This is a genomic window from Photorhabdus kleinii, from assembly GCF_025384885.1.
GTDB classification, from domain to species: Bacteria; Pseudomonadota; Gammaproteobacteria; order Enterobacterales; family Enterobacteriaceae; genus Photorhabdus; species Photorhabdus kayaii.
The window spans coordinates 49,842-69,012 of sequence record NZ_JAJAFY010000027.1; the positions used below are offsets into that span (position 1 = coordinate 49,842).

13 protein-coding genes and 1 riboswitch are annotated in these 19,171 nt (G+C 44.7%); of the genes, 5 read left to right on the forward strand and 8 right to left on the reverse strand.

Annotated features, from left to right (window positions below; genetic code table 11):
• Positions 1 to 28 precede the first annotated feature (28 nt).
• Positions 29 to 2,353, reverse strand: coding sequence for an LPS assembly protein LptD (gene lptD / locus LG003_RS13800; protein ID WP_262980985.1), 2,325 nt, complete (start codon positions 2,351 to 2,353; stop codon positions 29 to 31).
• A gap of 184 nt (positions 2,354 to 2,537) precedes the next feature.
• On the opposite strand from lptD, the gene djlA reads away from it, so the two are divergent.
• The gene (djlA, locus tag LG003_RS13805) at positions 2,538 to 3,359 is read left to right on the forward strand and encodes a co-chaperone DjlA (RefSeq protein ID WP_112876460.1); all 822 of its coding nucleotides are present in this window, start codon (positions 2,538 to 2,540) and stop codon (positions 3,357 to 3,359) included.
• 236 nt (positions 3,360 to 3,595) lie between these two features.
• Here the strand turns inward: djlA and rluA are convergent, their stop codons facing one another.
• The 7 genes from rluA to thiB all read right to left on the reverse strand — a co-directional run bounded on the left by rluA (position 3,596) and on the right by thiB (position 14,282).
• Positions 3,596 to 4,246, reverse strand: a complete 651-nt coding sequence (rluA, locus tag LG003_RS13810; protein WP_112876462.1) for a bifunctional tRNA pseudouridine(32) synthase/23S rRNA pseudouridine(746) synthase RluA — start codon at positions 4,244 to 4,246, stop codon at positions 3,596 to 3,598.
• Between the two features lie 94 nt (positions 4,247 to 4,340).
• On the reverse strand, positions 4,341 to 7,253 hold the full coding sequence (gene rapA / locus LG003_RS13815; protein WP_262980986.1) for an RNA polymerase-associated protein RapA: 2,913 nt from the start codon (positions 7,251 to 7,253) through the stop codon (positions 4,341 to 4,343).
• 195 nt (positions 7,254 to 7,448) lie between these two features.
• Positions 7,449 to 9,797: a DNA polymerase II gene (locus LG003_RS13820; RefSeq protein WP_262980988.1), complete on the reverse strand. Its 2,349-nt coding sequence runs from the start codon at positions 9,795 to 9,797 to the stop codon at positions 7,449 to 7,451.
• 677 nt (positions 9,798 to 10,474) lie between these two features.
• Positions 10,475 to 10,945, reverse strand: coding sequence for a hypothetical protein (locus LG003_RS13825; RefSeq protein ID WP_262980987.1), 471 nt, complete (start codon positions 10,943 to 10,945; stop codon positions 10,475 to 10,477).
• A gap of 43 nt (positions 10,946 to 10,988) precedes the next feature.
• On the reverse strand, positions 10,989 to 11,696 hold the full coding sequence (thiQ, locus tag LG003_RS13830; protein ID WP_112876467.1) for a thiamine ABC transporter ATP-binding protein ThiQ: 708 nt from the start codon (positions 11,694 to 11,696) through the stop codon (positions 10,989 to 10,991).
• Complete coding sequence (thiP, locus tag LG003_RS13835) at positions 11,683 to 13,293, reverse strand: thiamine/thiamine pyrophosphate ABC transporter permease ThiP (protein ID WP_112876468.1); 1,611 nt, start codon at positions 13,291 to 13,293, stop codon at positions 11,683 to 11,685. Before thiP ends, thiQ begins: the two co-directional genes overlap by 14 nt.
• Positions 13,269 to 14,282 (reverse strand): thiamine ABC transporter substrate binding subunit, encoded by a 1,014-nt coding sequence (thiB, locus tag LG003_RS13840; RefSeq protein WP_112876469.1) that lies wholly within the window; start codon positions 14,280 to 14,282, stop codon positions 13,269 to 13,271. The genes thiP and thiB overlap by 25 nt, the downstream gene beginning before the upstream one ends.
• Before the next feature lie 72 nt (positions 14,283 to 14,354).
• A riboswitch (TPP riboswitch) is annotated at positions 14,355 to 14,459 on the reverse strand.
• Between the two features lie 113 nt (positions 14,460 to 14,572).
• Between thiB and rppH the strand changes: the two genes are divergently transcribed.
• From rppH to thyA, 4 genes are all read left to right on the forward strand, one after another.
• The gene (rppH, locus tag LG003_RS13845) at positions 14,573 to 15,103 is read left to right on the forward strand and encodes an RNA pyrophosphohydrolase (RefSeq protein WP_112876470.1); all 531 of its coding nucleotides are present in this window, start codon (positions 14,573 to 14,575) and stop codon (positions 15,101 to 15,103) included.
• Positions 15,104 to 15,112: 9 nt separating this feature from the next.
• The gene (gene ptsP, locus LG003_RS13850) at positions 15,113 to 17,359 is read left to right on the forward strand and encodes a phosphoenolpyruvate--protein phosphotransferase (RefSeq protein ID WP_112876471.1); all 2,247 of its coding nucleotides are present in this window, start codon (positions 15,113 to 15,115) and stop codon (positions 17,357 to 17,359) included.
• 75 nt (positions 17,360 to 17,434) lie between these two features.
• The gene (gene lgt / locus LG003_RS13855) at positions 17,435 to 18,310 is read left to right on the forward strand and encodes a prolipoprotein diacylglyceryl transferase (RefSeq protein WP_112876472.1); all 876 of its coding nucleotides are present in this window, start codon (positions 17,435 to 17,437) and stop codon (positions 18,308 to 18,310) included.
• Positions 18,307 to 19,101: a thymidylate synthase gene (thyA, locus tag LG003_RS13860; protein ID WP_112876473.1), complete on the forward strand. Its 795-nt coding sequence runs from the start codon at positions 18,307 to 18,309 to the stop codon at positions 19,099 to 19,101. The genes lgt and thyA overlap by 4 nt, the downstream gene beginning before the upstream one ends.
• The last annotated feature ends 70 nt before the right edge of the window (positions 19,102 to 19,171 follow it).

The following is a 19,171-nucleotide window of genomic DNA, read 5'->3' on the forward strand; positions in this document are numbered from 1 at the left end:
ATCAAAATGAAATCCATAGGGTATAGCATCAGAATGCACGTTGGTATGGCATGATGCCAGACTGCAACATTTTTTTGCTACCCAAACTATGATTGTTACTTAAGCCACGAAGTTCAAAGTTAAATGACCATTTGTTGTCATATTCGCTATTGTTGTTTTTCCAACCAACGATCTTACGTTCATAGCCAACGTTAATTGCCCAGCAACAAGTGTTGTACTGCAAACCCACTAACTGACTTGCTGGTTGCTGTTCTTTAGTATCGTAATAGTAAGCACCTACTAAACCCCAGCGATCACTTAACGGCCAACTTGCAACCAGACCAACTTGAGAAATCCCTTGCTGGAAAGCCGGAGCACTCTTAGCTGTAGCTTGGATATAATCTCTGTCAACAAAACGATAGTTCAACTGTACAAGTCGGTCTTCATCACGGCGATATTCTAGTACTGCATTCCCCATCGTTACGCTGCTCAGGCGAGTATCGTACTGCATACCACCTTTCAAGCCCCAGGAATCATTAATTTTCCAGTAAGTATCACCTGCCCAGGTCATCATGCCGGTACTATCTTTACTGTTGATGATGGTTTCTTTACCGGTGCGTGGACGTTCAAAGTAATAGATTTGACCTAATGACAGGTTAAAACGTTCAACCAAACCTTCATCATAAATACGGGTAGTGAGACCGGTAGTCACTTGATTGGCCGATGAAATACGGTCCAGGCCACCATAAAAGCGGTCACGGAACAGGCCGTTGTAGTCAGTTTGCAGTAAAGATGAGTCGAAGTTATTGATATTATCTTGGTCTTTGTATGGCACATACAGATACTGAACCTGCGGTTCTAGCGTTTGGGTGTAATTGTTGTTCAGGTACGTTGAACGCTCAAATACCATTTTGGCTTCGCTTTTGAACTGTGGCAGAACCCGGTTAACGGATTCTCTATATTCAGCATTCTCGGTAGCTTTGGGAATATCCTGCTGATAGTGAGTCGCCATCAGCTTAACTTCATTATTCATACTGGCCCAGCCATTGGAGAGTGGCAGGTTAATGGAGGGTTCCAGATGCCAGCGGGTCGCTTCCGGGTTATTTTTACCTACACTGGTAAATTTCGCCGCTTGACCATAAACTTTAAGGTCAAATGGCCCCAGATCATTTTTGTAATAATTCAAATCTAACTGAGGTTCTGCTCTGTAAGCTTTTCTACTGGTATCTTTAGAAAAAATTTGGAATTGTTTAGTTGATAGCGTGGCATTCCAGTTTTGTTGAGCATAGCCCAGACTGAATTTTTGTGTGGCATAGCCATCGGTGGTGGAACCATATTGAGAGCTGAAATCAGAAAAATATTCGGGATCACTGACTTTGGTATAGTCGATATTAAAACGCCATACCCTATCCATCACACCACTGTGTCTCCAATAAAATAACCAGCGATTATCACTTTCTCTGGCGGTACGTGTGTTTGTCTTTTTGTCTTTGACATACTGTTCGTCGTTATTCAGCCAGTCGAGAGCAAGGGTTCCTGTGCCTGCTTTGGTTAAATAACGGAATTCATTATCCAGTTTTAAACCACGTTTACTGATATAGTGCGGTGTAATCGTGGCATCATAATTTGGTGCGATATTCCAATAATAAGGCAGCAGAAATTCAAAGCCGTCATTTTTGGAATAGCTGGCGTTAGGAATAAGAAAACCGGAACGGCGTTTATTACCGATCGGTAATTGAAGATACGGACTGTAAAATACGGGAACGTTAGCCACTCTGAAACGGGCATTCCATATTTCTGCCACTTCTTCTTCGCGATCGAGAATGACTTCGGAGCCGACAACGCTCCAGCTATCATTACCCGGCAGGCAGGAAGTAAAAGTACCGTTATCCAGAATGGCATAACGGTTTTCACCACGCAGTTTCATTTTGTCTGCGGTGCCGCGTCCTTGACGCCCGACCATCTGATAATCACCTTGATACATATCGGTATCTTTATTATTTAAATTAGACCAAGCGTGTGGACCTTTCAGAATAATCAGGGGATCATCATAATGGACATTGCCCGTTGCAGTTACGGTTCTTAATGGAACTTTATCTTCTGTTTGATCAAGTTGTACCTGATCGGCGGTCAGGGTTTTATTACCCTGTTTAATATTAACATTACCGATAAATTTAGCAGAACGCGGATAATCTGCGCGTGAATCATCTGCCAGAATATTGATAGGAAGTTGATTTAAATCGCCATTAATGATTGGCTGATCATAAACAGGTATCCCCAGCATACACTGCGCTGCGAGATCAGCATGTGCATGCTGACCATAAAGTGCGGCCCATACCGTTGTGGCCAGCAAAGTTGGATAACATTTCTTCATAGATATTTATGCGGTTCCGTCATCAGTGGCATTATGCCGGGCAAACCTCAAGAGACTAGCGTACTCGATGAATATACGCCAGTGTAAAGTCATACCTTTACTTATCTTGCCGTTAGGCACAGAGCTGAATGAATAGTATGATAATGCAAAACTACACTCAGAGCATTGGTGAATTGAGGAGTATATGCATTATTGGGGAAAATTGCTTGGGCTGATCTTTGGTGTTGTGTCTGGAACAGGCTTCTGGGGTATTGTCATTGGTCTATTTATTGGCCATATGCTTGATAGGGCCAGTGTACGGAGAAACCAAGGTTTTTTTGCAAATAATCAGTCTCGCCAACTGCTATTTTTCAGCAGTACTTTTCAGGTGATGGGCCATATTACTAAATCAAAAGGGCGGGTGACTGAAACAGATATCCGGCTTGCGAGCCAGTTAATGGAACGAATGCAACTTCACGGACAAGCCAGGATTGCAGCACAGCAGGCTTTTCGTGAAGGTAAAGAGCCTAATTTTCCTTTGCGTGAGACACTAAGACAATTGCGTCGTGCCTGTTTTGGCCGGTCTGACTTAATTCGCATGTTTTTGGAGATCCAGTTACAGGCGGCATTTTCTGATGGTCAATTGCATCCGAACGAGAGGATGGTACTGTTTATTATTGCTGATGAACTTGGGATCTCTCGTAACCAATTCGAACAATTCCTTGCCATGATGGAAGGTGGTCGCAATTTCGGTGAAGGAGGAGAGTGGCAGCAACGGCAGTATGGCGGTTATCAGAGGGCTGCGCAGGGGCCAACATTCGCGGACGCCTGTAAGGTGTTGGGGGTGCGTGAAAAGGATGATGCGACGACAATTAAACGAGCCTATCGTAGATTGATGAGCGAACACCATCCGGATAAGCTGGTAGCAAAAGGTTTACCACCGGAAATGATGGAGATTGCTAAACAAAAGGCCCAGTCAATTCAGGCAGCTTATGATCTCATTAAAAAAGAGAAGGGTTTTAAATAGCTCATTTTTTATTTTTAAAAACATGTTACTAAATGTATAGGGGAATAACATCCCCTATGGCTGTTGAGTTTATTTTTTATTCCTCTAAAATATTAGAATATTTTATATTTTTGTTTGTTTTAATTGAGGAGGAATGCAAAAAAATGGCAAATATCCGTGTTCTTTTGGCTTGTTGTGGCTTGGCCTTATGTCTGATATTGGCTTCATTAGATTCGGTTACCGTATTTGTCTATTAATCAAAAATCGGCTTTACACTGAAAATGCATTGGCGTTCCATAGACCGGATGTGTGATATATAACTCTTGTGCATGTAATTGCAGGCGAGGTGCCATTGCTCTTGCCTGCTGATGAGCGTAAAACCGGTCTCCCAAAATTGGGTGTTCAAGTGCTAGCATATGCACCCTGAGCTGATGTGAACGACCAGTTATCGGTGAGAGTTTTATTCGAGTTGCCTCATCTTCGTAAGCGAGTACTTCGTATTCAGTCTGGGCTGATTTTCCGGTTTCAAAACACACTTTCTGCTTTGGCCGGTTCGGCCAGTCACAAATCAGCGGTAAATCGACAAGACCCGTTTCTGGTTCCAGACGTCCCCAAACCCGCGCAATATAGGTTTTTTCCGGTTCTCGTTCACGGAACTGACGTTTCAGTTCACGCTCTGCATCTTTGGTCAGTGCAACTACCATTACGCCGCTGGTTGCCATATCCAGCCGGTGAACAGATTCTGCCGCTGGAAACTGCTGTTGTATCCGCGTCATAATGCTGTCTTTATGTTCTTCTGCCCGACCGGGAACAGAAAGTAGCCCACTGGGTTTATTGACCACAATGATATATTGATCCTGATAGAGCACATGTAACCAAGGATCGGTAGGAGGATTATAAGCTTCCATTGAGGCTCCGGTAGCTGAATATCAGGAGGCGCGGGAATAGGGTCCTTAGTGAAGGTTACCCTATCCCGGACCAGCCTCCAGGTATTGCTAATATTTACTGGTGTGTAACGACGACAAGGCGAATAGCATCCAGACGCCAACTTGCCTGATTTAAGTTAAGCAGTGACTGTTGGCGATTGGTTTCAATAGCTTCCAATTCATCATCACGAATATTTGGATTGACTGCCTTCAATGCTTCCAAACGGGAAAGTTCAGCAGCAAGATTTTCATCTGCTTCCTGTTTTGCTTGTTCAATCAATGATTTTGCCTGAGTTTCTACTAAACCTTCGGCCTGTTGCAAAATAGCGTGAACTTCTTTTTGTACCGCATTGACCAGTTTACTTGCAGTATGACGATTCACTGCATTAAGCTGGCGGTTAAAGCTTTCAAACTCCACTTGACCCGCCAGATTATTGCCTTTTAGGTCCATTAGTATCCGCAATGGAGTTGGTGGAAGGAAGCGGGTCAATTGCAGGCGTTTAGGGGCTTGTGCTTCAACTACATAGATCAGTTCTACCAGCAGAGTTCCAACAGGTAATGCTTTATTTTTCAAAAGGGATACCGCACAGCTACCTGTATCACCGGAAAGGATCAGATCCAACCCATTACGGATAATTGGGTGCTCCCAACTGATAAACTGGGCATCTTCACGGGACAATGACTGTTCACGATCAAAAGTGATAGTACAACCATCTTTTGGTAATCCAGGAAAATCTGGGACCAGCATATGATCGGATGGTGTCAGCACTATCATATTGTCATTGCGATCTTCCTGATTGATACCAACGATATCAAATAGATTGAGAGAGAAGTTCACCAAATCAGTATCATTGTCATACTCTGAAATTTTCTCTGCCAGCCGCAAACCATGCTCGCCGCCATTGGAGTTCATTTCCAGCAGCCGGTCACGGCCTTGCTCCAGTTGCTGTTTGAGTTGCTCATGTTGCTGACGGCACTGATCAATAAATTCACCAAATTTTTCCTGCTCCTGGTTATTGGGTTTGGCAAGATAGTTCAGCAGAGTTTCATAATAGTGATCGTAAATAGTACGACCCGTTGGGCAGGTATGCTCGAATGCATCCAAACCTTCGTGATACCAGCGAATCAGGACTGCTTGGGCGGTATTTTCCAGATAAGGCACACTAATTTGGATATCACGGCTTTGGCCGATACGATCCAGACGTCCGATACGCTGTTCCAGTAAATCCGGGTTGAATGGTAAATCGAACATCACTAATTGGTTGGCGAACTGGAAGTTGCGGCCTTCTGAGCCAATTTCGGAGCATAGTAATACCTGAGCTCCTTCTTCTTCGGAAGCAAAATAGGCTGCGGCGCGATCACGTTCAATCAGTGATAAACCTTCATGGAAAACAGCACCACGAATCCCTTCTCGCTCACGTAGTACCTGTTCCAATTGCAGAGCGGTGGTTGCTTTCGCACAAATTACCAGCACTTTTTCATGGCGATTTGCCATCAAAAAACCGAGTAGCCATTCTACGCGGGGATCAAAGTTCCACCAGGTAGCGTTTTCGCCTTCAAACTCTTGATAAATTTGTTCTGGGTAGAGCATATCCCATGCGCGTGCTTCCAGCGATTTTTTAGCGCCCATAATATCGGAGACTTTAATGGCGGTCTGATATTGGGATGGCAGAGGCAACTTTATCTGGTGTAATTCCCGATGGGGGAAGCCTTTCACACCATTACGGGTATTACGGAACAGAATACGACTGGTGCCGTGGCGATCCATCAGCATGGAAATCAGTTCACGTCGTGCAGTTTCACTTTCATCGCTATTACTATTGGCGGCTTTCAACAGAGGCTCAATATCCTGCTCACTAATCAACTCACCCATTAGGTTTAATTGATTATTATTAAGTTGTTCACCTGATAACAGCAGTGTGACAGCATCGGCAACTGGACGATATTTTTGTTGTTCGTCGATAAAAGTCTGATAATCGTGGAAACGGTTTGGATCAAGTAGGCGTAGACGGGCAAAATGACTTTCCTGTCCTAGCTGCTCTGGTGTTGCAGTCAATAGCAGTACACTTGGGATCTGTTCAGCTAATTGTTCGACAACCTGATATTCACGGCTAGGTGTATCCTCGCTCCAGGCCAGATGGTGAGCTTCGTCCACCACCATCAAATCCCAGCTGGCTTCAAGCATATGCTCAAAACGCTGTTTATTACGGCGGGCAAAATCCAGTGAACAGAGTACCAATTGTTCTGTTTCAAATGGATTGTCACTGTCGTGCCGTGCTTCGATATAGCGGCTATCGTCAAACAGGGCAAAGCGCAGATTGAAACGGCGCAGCATTTCTACCAGCCATTGATGTTGAAGGCTATCCGGCACAATCACCAGAACACGTTCAGCACGACCGGCCAGCAATTGCTGGTGGATGATCATCCCGGCTTCGATGGTTTTACCCAAACCGACTTCATCGGCCAATAGAACTCTTGGTGCGTAGCGCTTGCCGACTTCATTTGCGATGTGAAGTTGATGAGGGATCAAGCTTGCGCGGATACCCCGCAAACCACTTTCAGCCAGTTTAAATTGTTCGCTTTGGTATTTACGGGCGCGAAAACGTAAGGCAAAGCGGTCCATACGGTCAATTTGACCAGCAAACAGGCGATCCTGTGGTTTGTTGAAGGTAAGTTTACTGTCAAGTAACACTTCGCGCAGACTGATATTTTCTTCCAGAGTATCAAGTCGTGTGCCTGTATAAATCAGCAGGCCATTTTCTTGTTGGATTTCATCTACTTTGAGTTGCCAGCCTTCATGGCTGGTGACAACATCCCCCGAGTTAAACATAACACGGGTAATAGGAGAATCATTGCGTGCATAGAGGCGGTTTTCACCGCTGGCAGGAAAGAGCAAAGTGACCATTCGTGCGTCCAGTGCAACAACGGTTCCTAATCCAAGTTCGCTTTCTGTATCGCTGATCCAGCGTTGACCGAGGGTAAATGGCATAAATTTTAACTCAGTTTCTGTTAGATAATGTTATTCATAGGTGGAGGACGACAGCTTTTTATTTGATCTAACGGAGATAATGGGTAGACAGCAAGACACCCCGTCAATCCCCTTATCACTCGTCAAAGGGGCGATATGTTAATGGAAGCAAAGCCGGTCGTCACCTGCAAAAAATAGTAATCAGCCAAATAGTAATTAGCCAAAAGGCATTACCATCTGTCCGGTGAGTAAAGTTATAAAATCATCCTGTAAAAACGGCAGGATAGCATCAGCGATAGGCTGAAGTTGCTTATTGATATAGTGATCATAGTCTGGTGATGAATGCAGATTTTCCAGTGGTTCCGGCCCGGATTGTGTCATGACATAGCTTATCCACCCCCCATTTTGGTACTGCAAGGGCCGGTTATGTTGCAGATTGTATTCATCTGCCAGCCTTGCTGCCCTCACATGGGGTGGTACATTGCGCTGATAGTCAGACAACTTACGGCCCAACCTTTTACGGTAGATTAGTTTATCATCAAATTTTCCTTTTAGGGTACTGGTAACATAACCACGGATAAACTCTTGATAAGGTTGTTCATGAAAAATCAGTGAATACAGTTGCTTCTGGAAATTTTGCGCCAGAGGTGTCCAGTCAGTGCGTACTGTTTCCAGACCTTTATAGACCATGCGGTCATCACTGAGACCGGCATAACGCTTTTTACTGCCTTGTTCAGCTCCACGGATGGTTGGCATCAGAAAACGGCGATAGTGAGTTTCAAATTCCAACTCAAGGGTGCTTTTAAGCCCAAAATGTTCTTGCAGGTGTTTTTGCCACCATTGGTTAACGAATCGCGCAAGTTCTTTGCCGATACTGAGAGCCAGTTCTTCTTCATGCGCCTGTTTCAGCCATATAAAGATAGAATCTGTATCACCGTAGATAACTTGATAGTTTTGAGATTCAATCAGCTTTCTGGTCTGGAGCATAATTTCGTGGCCGCGCATAGTAATGGAAGACGTCAGGCGTGGGTCGAAGAAACGACAGCCCTCCGCCCCAAGAACGCCGTAGAAAGCGTTCATGATGATCTTCAATGCTTGTGACAATGGGGCGTTATGCTGTTTTTTTGCTGCGTCACGTTCATGCCAGATTTGCGTCACGATATCAGGCAGACAGTGCTGAATACGGGAAAAGAAGGCATTGCGAAAACCGGGAACCGCATGCTCGCTGTCCGGCTGTGCCAGACCTTCCACCATACCGACAGGATCGATAAGAAAAGTGCGGATAATCGAGGGATATAGACTTTTATAATCCAGCACTAGCACTGAATCATACAAGCCGGGGCGAGAATCCATCACGAAACCACCGGGGCTGTTATCTTCAGGCTTCCCGCCTGGATTTGGGGCAACATAACCGATGCGGTGCATTTTTGGCATGTAAAGATGGGTGAAAGCGGTGACTGAACCGCCACTGCGATCTACGGCGAGACCGGTAACTGTTGCCCTTTCCAACAGGAACTTCATTAAGTGGGTTTTATCGAAAATCTGGTTTACCAGAATACAGTCTTGCAGATTATATTGTGCCAGTGCGGGCTTATCTTGCTGGAAACGGCGGTCAATCTCATCCATACGCTGATAGGGTGTATCAATGGCTTTGCCTTCGCCCAATAGTTCTTGCGAGACATATTCCAGACTGAAAGAAGGAAAATTCCAGGTAGCGGTTTTCAGTGCTTCAATACCATCAATAATCAACCGACCGGCCGTGGAAACGAAAAAGTGCCCCGGTTTAAAGCCGTGCTCCCGCCACTCCAGTAACCCTCCGGCCCGTCCAAATTTCAGTGGAACACTGTAACGTTCAGCATGTTTTTGTAAAATCCGCAGATCGAACTGAATCAGGTTCCAGCCAATAATGGCGTCAGGGTCATATTTTTCCAGCCACTCGTTGAGTCTTTCCAGCATTTGCGGACGACTTGCTACATATTCCAAATCAAAATTTACCGGGTGCTCATTACCGTTAGCAGGGCCAAGCATAAATACTTTTTGCTGATCACATCCTGCTAATCCAATGGAATAAAGTTCTCCATGTTGGCTGGTTTCAATATCCAAGGATACCCATTTCAATGTTGGGCGATAAGCCGGGTTAGGTTTCATCTGATAGCTACCATTAGGCGCCTGACTGAACCAGATGGGAGCAGTGATAAAACGTTCCATCATAAACCTGTCTGGTGGACGGATATCTGCTTCATAAACCTGAATTTCCTGTTGCTGTAGCACTTTCTCAATTCGTTGTAATTGGCGATATTGCTGGCAATAAAGTGCGGCAACAGGCTGGCGATTGAAATCCTTCAATGAAAGTGGGCGGAGATGGTAGTTGCGCTCTTGCGCCAGAACTTTTTCCACCTGCGGCATATTAACTTGCAAGATAAAAGCAACAGCTTGTTGGTGAAGAATTTTTATATGACGTGGCCCCTGATCTGTCACCAGCCAGTATTCCACCTCAATACCCGAGGGAGTATCCCGCCAATGGCGTGTCAGTATAAAACCTTGTTCAGCATGATTCTGTTGCATATAGAGGCAGGCGCTTATATTTGTTGAAAATGACCACAAATATAGCATTAGATAATGGTTATTTGTACAGTTGTTTGAACTCGCTATATCGTGATGTGATGTATACCCGTTATCTTTCAAGTTGCCTCTTTGTTGGCTGCACTCACTCACCCCGGTCACATCGTTATCTATGCTCCCGGGATTCGCTCCCTTGCCGTCGCGCTGCATCTTGAAATCCATTGGGTATAGATATTATTTTTGTTCTTGTAAGTTTAAGTTATTTATGGGGGTTATAATAAAGTTAAAAGGCGGGTTAAACTTATAAAACCGCTAGGTTAGACATCATTACGCTTATCCCGTCTAGCAATAAAGCATAAATCTAGCGTAGTAAGTATAGAACCAATAAAGAACAAAGACAGCGGAAAAAACGAAGTAAATCACAGATCTGACTTTGTTTTTTTTAAATAAAACGAATGATTTGTAGAAACATGCAATATAAAAAGGGATAAGCGGAGTTAAAATAAATAAAGGAGTTATTATATCAATGCCGCCTTCTTTATATTGCCAAAGTTCACAATCAACATAACCAAAATCGAAATAAGGTTCCTTAATATTAAAGGCAAATCCGTTAATAATAAGGAAAGATAAGAATGACAATACTACGAATGTTATAATATCTGTAAATTTTATTTTCATTTTTATCTATTCAATAAATTATCTATATGATCTAGTCGATTATATACAGCTTCTCCGTATGAGACCCATTCATCTTCAGCTAATGTCCTTTGCCCTTTTGATTTGTAAATTGCTTTAATAAAATCGTCTTTTTTTCTTGTTATTCCTCGATTATATCTAGAACCCACCATAATATACTGTTCTTTTGTTAAGTTGCTAGTATCTGCATTAGGATAATCATAGAGAATTAAATCCTTTAAATGTCGAGCGACCATTTTAATATTAAATTCATCAAGTTGTAGGCAAGTTGCAATTTCTAACTGATCCCTAGTGGTTAATGTGTTTGAATCAAACCCCATCATATCGGCTACATGTCTTATCTGCATTGCAACTATACCAGTAGAGGTTTCATTTGAACCTTTATGGCGAGTTTTATTAATATTAAAAGCCTGCTCGTTCCATTGCCTCATTGCAATAGTATTTAATTTCCACATATCCTGTTCCCGTTTATTTTGATAGCGATGACATTAATAACGCCTAAATAGAAGCGACCTTCCTCCCCAAAATAGCAGCTTCAGAAACAGTACCGGCAACCAGTGCATTTGTTGAACCGTCATAATGAATATTGCCATCAACAATTAATAGAGCGCGATCAGCTATACGAGCGGCATCATCCAGATTATGGGAAACCATCAATAATGTAAGCTGGCGTTCATGGCAAACTTGTTCCAGTAATACCAGCATTTCATTACGCAGTGCCGGATCTAGGGCTGAAAAAGGCTCGTCAAGTAATAAAATTGGTTGCTGGCGTACTAGGCAACGAGCTAATGCTGCTCGCTGTCGTTGTCCACCAGAAAGTTGAGCTGGCAGACGGGTTAGACAATTTTCCAACGAAACTTGAGAGACTATTTGCTGTAATGTCTGTTTCTGCATGCTATTAAGGCGTAATCCGGGATGTAAACCTAGTCCGATATTCTGCTCAATTGTCAAATGAGAGAAGAGATTATTTTCTTGAAACAACATAGAAACCGGGCGTTGAGCAGGTGACGTACTGGTATGATTTTCCCCGTTCAGCCATAGGGAGCCTTTTTCTGCTGTTTGGAAGCCGGCGATTAAGTTCAGGAGTGTACTTTTACCCGCCCCACTAGGGCCTAGGATTGCGATACGTTCTCCGGCCTGAATTTGCAAGTCAAAGCGCATCGCCAGATGTTCATTGCGGTAAGTCAGATTTTCAAGTTTGAGCATTACGTGGTCTCGGTAAGCGTTCAAGTAAACTAAACAGCATAAAGCATAACAATAACAGCAATAAGGCAGTGATCGCGCCATCCTGACTACGATAAGCCCCAATTTGCTGATAGAGGTAGAAGGGCAGGGTACGGAAATCTTCATTACCAAACAGCGCGACAATGCCAAAATCTCCAACGGAAAGGACACAAGCAAAGGCCAGCGCTTGTACCAGCGGAACTTTTAGTGCTTTTAGTTCAATCCAGCGTAGTCGGTTAATACCTTGAATATTCAGGGAGCGACACAGTGGATTATAGCGAGCCGCCAGATCTTTCATTGGATTATCCAGAACTTTCAGTGCATAGGGAATTGCCATCAGTGCGTTGGTTAAAATCACCAGACCGTAGGGTGAACGGGGCAGGCCGACGGTATCGTTGAGCAACAGAAAGAATCCTGTTGCCAATACAATGCCTGGCGTAGAGAGGATCAACAAACCACTCATCTCCATTGCTTGTCCCCAGTGAGGAGAATAACGCAGGTACAGCTCACGGCTGCTCCACAGCAGCATCATAGTGAATAAAACACATAATAACCCCGCGCCTAAAGCAATCACCGCTGAGGTGATAAATGCTTGCCACAATGCAGGCTGGCGTAATACGTTAAGCAACCCGCTGTTAAGGCCATCCACGACAACCGCCAGTAATGGTGGCACGAGTAGTAATAATGCTGCGATAATTAACAGACTGTCGCAGATTTTTCTCAACAAAGTATCCTGTGGATTACGCCATTGCTGTTGGTTGCTGTAGCCGACAGATAGAGCACTGTTAAGTTTCTGACTGAGGAGCACAAGGCCAAGGCAGCAGGTAATCTGAATTAACGCCAGTAACGCGGCACGGTTAAGATCGTAGTCATAGCTTAACGCTTGATAGATTGCCAGTTCGACAGTTGTTGCAGCAGGTCCGCCACCTAACGCCAGCACAGTAGCAAAACTGGCGAAACAGAGCATAAAAATCAGTGCGCCAGTGGGCAGGATCTGGCGGCGTAGATAAGGCCATTCAACAAAACGGAAATGTTGCCATTCATTCATACCTAGCTGCGCCGCTAATTGCCGTTGTTCCACCGCAATGTTTTCCAGCGATTGCAGTAAAAGCCGTATTGCCAGTGGCATATTAAAGAAAATATGTGCCAGCAAAATGCCTGGTAAACCGTAAGGGGTGAAGTGGTAATCGATGCCGATCCATTTGCAGAACTGAGCCAGCCAGCCGGCTCTGCCATAAACCGTCAGAATGCCGAATAGAGCGACTAGCACGGGCAAAACCAGCGTCATAGCGCACAGGCGCAGAAAGAGGGTTCGGCCTGGAAAATGACGGCGATAGAGTGCTCTGGAAAGAAAAATAGCCGGAATAACAGAAAATAGCGCTGATAAAAAGGCTTGCCAGAATGTGAAGCGTACCACGTGCCACAAATAGCGATCTTCTATCAATAAATACCAGTCACTTGCAGGTGAATTAAACCAGAGCGTTCCGAATGCCAGTAAGGCGACCAACAGTAAAAAACCGGCGGCAATCGCCCCCGGTAACAGCCATCCGGCTATCAGCGGCTGACAGCGCTTTGCCATGTACGAATCCATTGGTTACGGTATTTTGCGACTTCTTCCGCGCGATATTGTAGAGATTTTGCGGGTATGGAAAGCTGCAAATATACTTCCGGGAGTGGGATATCAATGACCGGATACATCCAGTTAGTGGTTGGAATTTCCTGTTGGAAAGTTGGAGTCAGCATAAACTGCATAAATTTCTGAGCAAGTTCCGGTTGCTTGCTGGAGGCCAGTTGTGCGGCCACTTCGATTTGAAGGTAATGACCTTCACTGAATGTAGCCGCAGCGTAATTGTCATTCTTCTCAGATAACAGGTGGTAACCCGGTGAAGTGGTGTAACTCAGCACCAGATCGCCTTCTCCTTTGAGGAACAGACCATAAGCTTCGCTCCAGCCCTTGGTAACGGTCAGCGTTTTCTTTGCCAGTTTTTGCCAGGCTTGTGGGGCATCATCACCGTAAATTTTCTGCATCCATAACAGCAAACCTTGCCCCGGTGTGCTGGTGCGAGGATCTTGATAAATCACTTTCCAGTTATTGTGGCTGTTAATTAGCTCATCCATGCTTTTTGGCGGGTTTGGTAAAGTCTTTTTGTTGTAAATGAAGGCAAAATAGCCATAGTCATAAGGAATGAATACCTTGTTATTCCATGACACCGGCAGTGTCAGTTTGCTGGTATCTACTTGACTTTCAGTAAACAGCCCCGTTTGTTGGGCTGCTTGAATCAAGTTGTTATCCAACCCAAGAATAATATCGGCAGCAGTACGCTTGCCCTCCATTCTTAGGCGATTGAGCAAGGAAACACCGTCTTCCAGAGCAACCAGTTTCAGCTCACAGTGACATTCAGCTTCAAACGCTTTTTTAATTGCGGGCCCGGGTCCCCATTCAGTGGCAAAAGAATCATAGGTATAGACCGTTAATACTGGCTTGGCCTGTACAACTTGACTTAATAGCAACGCAGGAGCTGATAGGGCTGTCAGTACGATTAATTTGGAAAATAACGTCTTAAACACTTTGCTCTCCTTAAATTAAGAGGATTGGCAAAGGATTTGAGGAAGCGCTAAACGGCAAGATAACGTCTGTGAAATAGTTAGCAGCTCAAATCCCTACGCCGGTATTAGCCGGATCAGGTTCGGCGGGTTTACTCTCAGCAAGGCTGTTTTAAACAGCCAGCACCCCGTTGAGATGGCGCTATTGTAGAGATTTAGCTAGCGACTGCAAAGTCCAATGATAGAGGTTTACCACTTGAGGGTAGTGTGAAACAATTAGTCATCTTTCAAATTTAGTTTATCGAGGTAGTCTGGTGATCGATGATGATGGCTACCGCCCGAATGTAGGAATTGTAATTTGTAATCGGCAAGGCCAGGTTTTGTGGGCCCGGCGTTATGGGCAGCATTCCTGGCAATTTCCTCAAGGGGGAATTAATCCGGGGGAATCACCAGAACAGGCTATGTACCGGGAACTGTATGAAGAAGTGGGGCTAGGTCGGAAAGATGTACGCATTCTGGCCTCTACTCGTAATTGGTTACGTTACAAATTACCCAAGCGTTTGGTGCGTTGGGATACACGACCTGTCTGTATTGGTCAAAAGCAGCGATGGTTTTTATTACAACTGCTCTGTAATGAAGAAGATATTAATGTGCAACACAGTAATACCCCGGAGTTCGATGGTTGGCGTTGGGTCAGCTATTGGTATCCTGTTCGGCAGGTAGTCTCTTTTAAGCGTGATGTTTATCGGCGCGTGATGAAAGAGTTTGCTTCGGTTGTAATGCCAATGCAGGAAAGCGTATCTCTGCCACGTTCTTCGTATTTTTACCGCCGCAAAAGAAGTTAGGTGAGTTCCATGCTCATGCGTTTACGGGAAATTGTTGAAAAAGTTGCTATGGCAACCAATCTGGCCGAAGCGCTTGAGCTATTGGTGAACGAGACCTGTCTGGCAATGAGCACGGATGTCTGTTCTATCTATCTTGCTGATCATCAACGGCGGTGTTATTACCTGATGGCAACCCGAGGGTTGAGGAAACCCCGAGGAAGGACTATCAGTTTGGCTTTTGGTGAAGGAGTTGTCGGGCAAGTTGGTCAATTGTCTGAACTGATTAATCTGGCGGATGTCCGCAGCCATCCAAGTTTCAAATATTTGCCTCAAGTTAAAGAGGATAGCTTTCGCGCCTTTTTGGGCGTTCCCGTGGTTTACCACCGTCAGTTGCAAGGTGTTTTGGTCGTTCAGCAGCAGGAACAACGCTTGTTTAATGAAACCGAAGAGTCCTTTATGGTGACGCTTGCGACACAACTCGCGGTGATCCTTGCTCAAGCTCAGACTAAAGGCTTGTTTGGTCGATATCGGCAGACCAGAATTAAAGCATTGGCAATTTCCAATGGCATCGTGATGGCTCAGGGATGGCAAGATTGCTCCCAACCCTCACTTGACCAAATTTTTGAAGCCTCAACCCTTGATCATGCAGCAGAACGTTCTCGTTTAATTCAGGCACTGGAAGATGCAACAGCAGAATGTCGTCGGCTCAGTAAACGTTTTACCGCGGGTTCTCAAAAAGAGAGCGCCGCGATTTTTGATCTTTATTCCTACCTTTTGAATGATCCCCAGTTGAAACAAGATCTGTTCTCCTGTGTTGAACAGGGCTCTGTTGCGCAATGGGCTGTTAAACAAGTTATTGAGAAATACGCAGAACAATTTTCCTGCTTGCAGGATGCTTATATGCGGGAAAGAGCATCAGATTTACGGGCACTTGGACAGCGATTATTATTTCATCTGGATGATTCACTTACTGCCAGCCATCAATGGCCTGAATGGTTCATTCTGGTTGCAGATGAACTGAGTGCTAACCTATTGGCAGAAATGCCGCAGGAAAGGTTAGCAGGGGTTATTGTTCGTGATGGCGCTACTCATTCACACTCTGCCATATTGGTTCGAGCAATGGGTATTCCGGCCATTATGGGGGCGGATGTCCAGCCGGAACTCCTGAACAATCGTATGCTAATTCTTGATGGTTTCCGTGGGGAAGTTTTCATTGAACCTGAGCCACTGATTTCGCAGGAATATAAACAGATTATCGAAGAAGAAAAAGCACTTAGCAGATTGGCTGAGGGAGATGTTGAGCAGGAAGCACGGTTAAAAAGTGGCGAGCGCATTTTGGTTCAGCTTAATGCGGGTTTGAGCCTGAAATATGAGTTGCAGATCAGTAATAGTATTGATGGTGTTGGACTCTATCGCACCGAAATACCCTTTATGCTGCACTGTGGTTTCCCATCAGAAGATGAACAAAAAGCGCGTTATCAGGAGATGTTACAATTATTTCCCGATAAGCCAGTGGTATTGCGTACACTTGATATTGGTGCGGATAAACAACTGCCCTATATGCCGATCAGCGAAGAGAACCCTTGTTTGGGATGGCGTGGTATACGAGTGACGCTGGATCAACCGGAGATTTTTCTTATCCAACTGCGGGCAATGCTCAGAGCTAACGCTGATATGGGTAACCTGAAAATCCTGCTGCCAATGGTGACGAGTGTAGAAGAAATTGATGAAGCTAAGCGATTGGTAGACAGAGCGAAAGAGGAAGTCGAGCAAATGCTGGCGCGCCAAATATCTATGCCTCAGCTCGGTGTCATGATTGAGGTTCCTTCGATGATTTTTCTGTTGCCACAACTCAAAAACAGAGTCGATTTTGTGTCTATTGGCACCAATGACCTAACACAATATCTATTGGCAGTGGATCGGAATAACACTCACGTCGCTTCTCTTTATGATTGCTTACATCCGGCGGTGATTCGGGCATTAAAACTGGTATTTGAAAATAGCCAGCGGGCAGGTCTTACGATCAGCATTTGTGGTGAAATGGCAAGTTTCCCTATGGGAGCGCTGTTATTGATTGGTCTTGGCTATCGCAGTTTGAGTATGAGTGGTTGTAGTGTGCCAAGAATTAAGTATTTATTACGTCATCTGGAGCTGGCTCAGGTTGAAAAATTAATGACCGAAATACTACAAGCTGAAACCAGCCTAAGAGTAAAGGAGCTGTCAGCAACGTTTATGGAGCAGCATGGGGTGGGCGGTTTGGTCAGAGGTGGCATTTAATCCGTTTAACGGCCTGTGCTATGATTCTCAATCAATTGCCTTAGGGCATTAACGCTAAATATTAAGTGGGGAAAGATGAGTAACAGCTACCTGGCATTTCCTAATATTGACCCGGTCATTTTTTCAATAGGTCCAATAGCCCTCCATTGGTATGGTTTCATGTACCTGGTTGGGTTTGTATTCGCCATGTGGCTAGCGACACGCAGGGCAGCGAAACCCAATAGTGGTTGGACAAAAAACGAAGTAGAGAACTTGCTTTATGCAGGGTTTGCTGGCGTATTTGTCGGTGGCCGTCTAGGTTACGTCCTGTTTTATAATTTCCCGGCATTTCTCGATAACCCCCTTTATTTGTTTAAAGTTTGGGATGGTGGGATGTCTTTCCACGGTGGTTTAGTGGGGGTTATCTGCGCAATGTGGTGGTTTGGCCGCAGAACGAAACGCCATTTCTTACAAGTTGCTGACTTCATTGCCCCGTTAGTCCCTTTTGGTTTAGGCATGGGGAGAATCGGTAATTTTATTAATGGCGAGTTGTGGGGACGTGTCACATTGGATACGCCGTGGGCGATGTTATTCCCAAGCTCCCGTGGTGAAGATATTGCACTGGCTGCAACAGATCCCTCACTGTTATCAGTACTTGAACAATATGGTGTTCTGCCTCGTCACCCTTCACAGCTTTATGAAATGGTGTTGGAAGGGATCGTTCTGTTCATTATTTTGAATTTATATATCCGTAAACCTCGGCCGATGGGCAGTGTTTCCGGTTTATTCTTAATTGGCTACGGTATTTTCCGAGTGATAGTCGAACTCTTCCGCCAACCAGATGCGCAACTGGGCTTATTCGACGGGATCAGTATGGGGCAAATTCTTTCTATACCAATGATTCTGGCGGGAATATTAATGATGATATGGGCATACAAACACCAAGGTAATAAGGTACAAGAGGTAAAATGAAACAGTATCTGGACTTAATGAAAAGAGTGCTTGCAGAGGGCACTCCGAAAGCAGACCGCACTGGGACGGGGACACTCTCGATTTTCGGGCATCAGATGCGTTTCAATTTACAGGATGGTTTTCCGCTGGTCACAACTAAACGTTGCCATATCCGCTCAATTATTCATGAACTTCTCTGGTTCCTGCATGGTGATACCAATATTAAATATCTGCATGAAAATGGAGTGACTATTTGGGATGAATGGGCGGATGAAAATGGTGATTTAGGGCCGGTATATGGTAAGCAATGGCGCGCATGGGGGGCCGCGGATGGTCGCCAGATTGACCAACTAAAAACTGTACTGGAACAACTTAAAAGCGATCCAGATTCACGTAGGATCATTGTTTCAGCTTGGAACGTTGGTGAACTAGATAACATGGCATTAGCGCCATGCCACGCTTTCTTCCAGTTTTATGTCGCGGATGGCAAACTTTCCTGCCAGCTTTATCAGCGTTCCTGTGACGTATTCCTTGGCTTACCGTTCAATATTGCCAGCTATGCATTGCTGGTTTATATGATGGCGCAACAGTGTGATCTAGAAGTGGGTGATTTTGTCTGGACTGGTGGTGATACCCATCTTTATAGCAACCATATGGAGCAGACAAAGTTACAACTCAGCCGTGAGCCACGTTCACTGCCAAAATTGGTGATAAAGCGTAAACCGGAATCACTTTTTGATTATAAATTTGACGACTTTGAAATAGTCGATTATGACCCGCATCCAGGAATAAAGGCTCCGGTTGCTATTTAGTTGTTTGGTTATTAGCAATAATCTGGAGGGAGACTATTGAGTATAAATTGTCTCTCTTTTAATTTTGATG

What these genes read in the sequence shown, in the direction of transcription:
- lptD (WP_262980985.1), bottom strand. Translation starts at nt 2,353, where the DNA reads ATGAAGAAATGTTATCCAACTTTGCTGGCCACAACGGTATGGGCCGCA.
- djlA (WP_112876460.1), top strand. Translation starts at nt 2,538, where the DNA reads ATGCATTATTGGGGAAAATTGCTTGGGCTGATCTTTGGTGTTGTGTCT.
- rluA (WP_112876462.1), bottom strand. Translation starts at nt 4,246, where the DNA reads ATGGAAGCTTATAATCCTCCTACCGATCCTTGGTTACATGTGCTCTAT.
- rapA (WP_262980986.1), bottom strand. Translation starts at nt 7,253, where the DNA reads ATGCCATTTACCCTCGGTCAACGCTGGATCAGCGATACAGAAAGCGAA.
- LG003_RS13820 (WP_262980988.1), bottom strand. Translation starts at nt 9,797, where the DNA reads ATGCAACAGAATCATGCTGAACAAGGTTTTATACTGACACGCCATTGG.
- LG003_RS13825 (WP_262980987.1), bottom strand. Translation starts at nt 10,945, where the DNA reads ATGTGGAAATTAAATACTATTGCAATGAGGCAATGGAACGAGCAGGCT.
- thiQ (WP_112876467.1), bottom strand. Translation starts at nt 11,696, where the DNA reads ATGCTCAAACTTGAAAATCTGACTTACCGCAATGAACATCTGGCGATG.
- thiP (WP_112876468.1), bottom strand. Translation starts at nt 13,293, where the DNA reads ATGGCAAAGCGCTGTCAGCCGCTGATAGCCGGATGGCTGTTACCGGGG.
- ptsP (WP_112876471.1), top strand. Translation starts at nt 15,113, where the DNA reads ATGCTCATGCGTTTACGGGAAATTGTTGAAAAAGTTGCTATGGCAACC.
- lgt (WP_112876472.1), top strand. Translation starts at nt 17,435, where the DNA reads ATGAGTAACAGCTACCTGGCATTTCCTAATATTGACCCGGTCATTTTT.
- thyA (WP_112876473.1), top strand. Translation starts at nt 18,307, where the DNA reads ATGAAACAGTATCTGGACTTAATGAAAAGAGTGCTTGCAGAGGGCACT.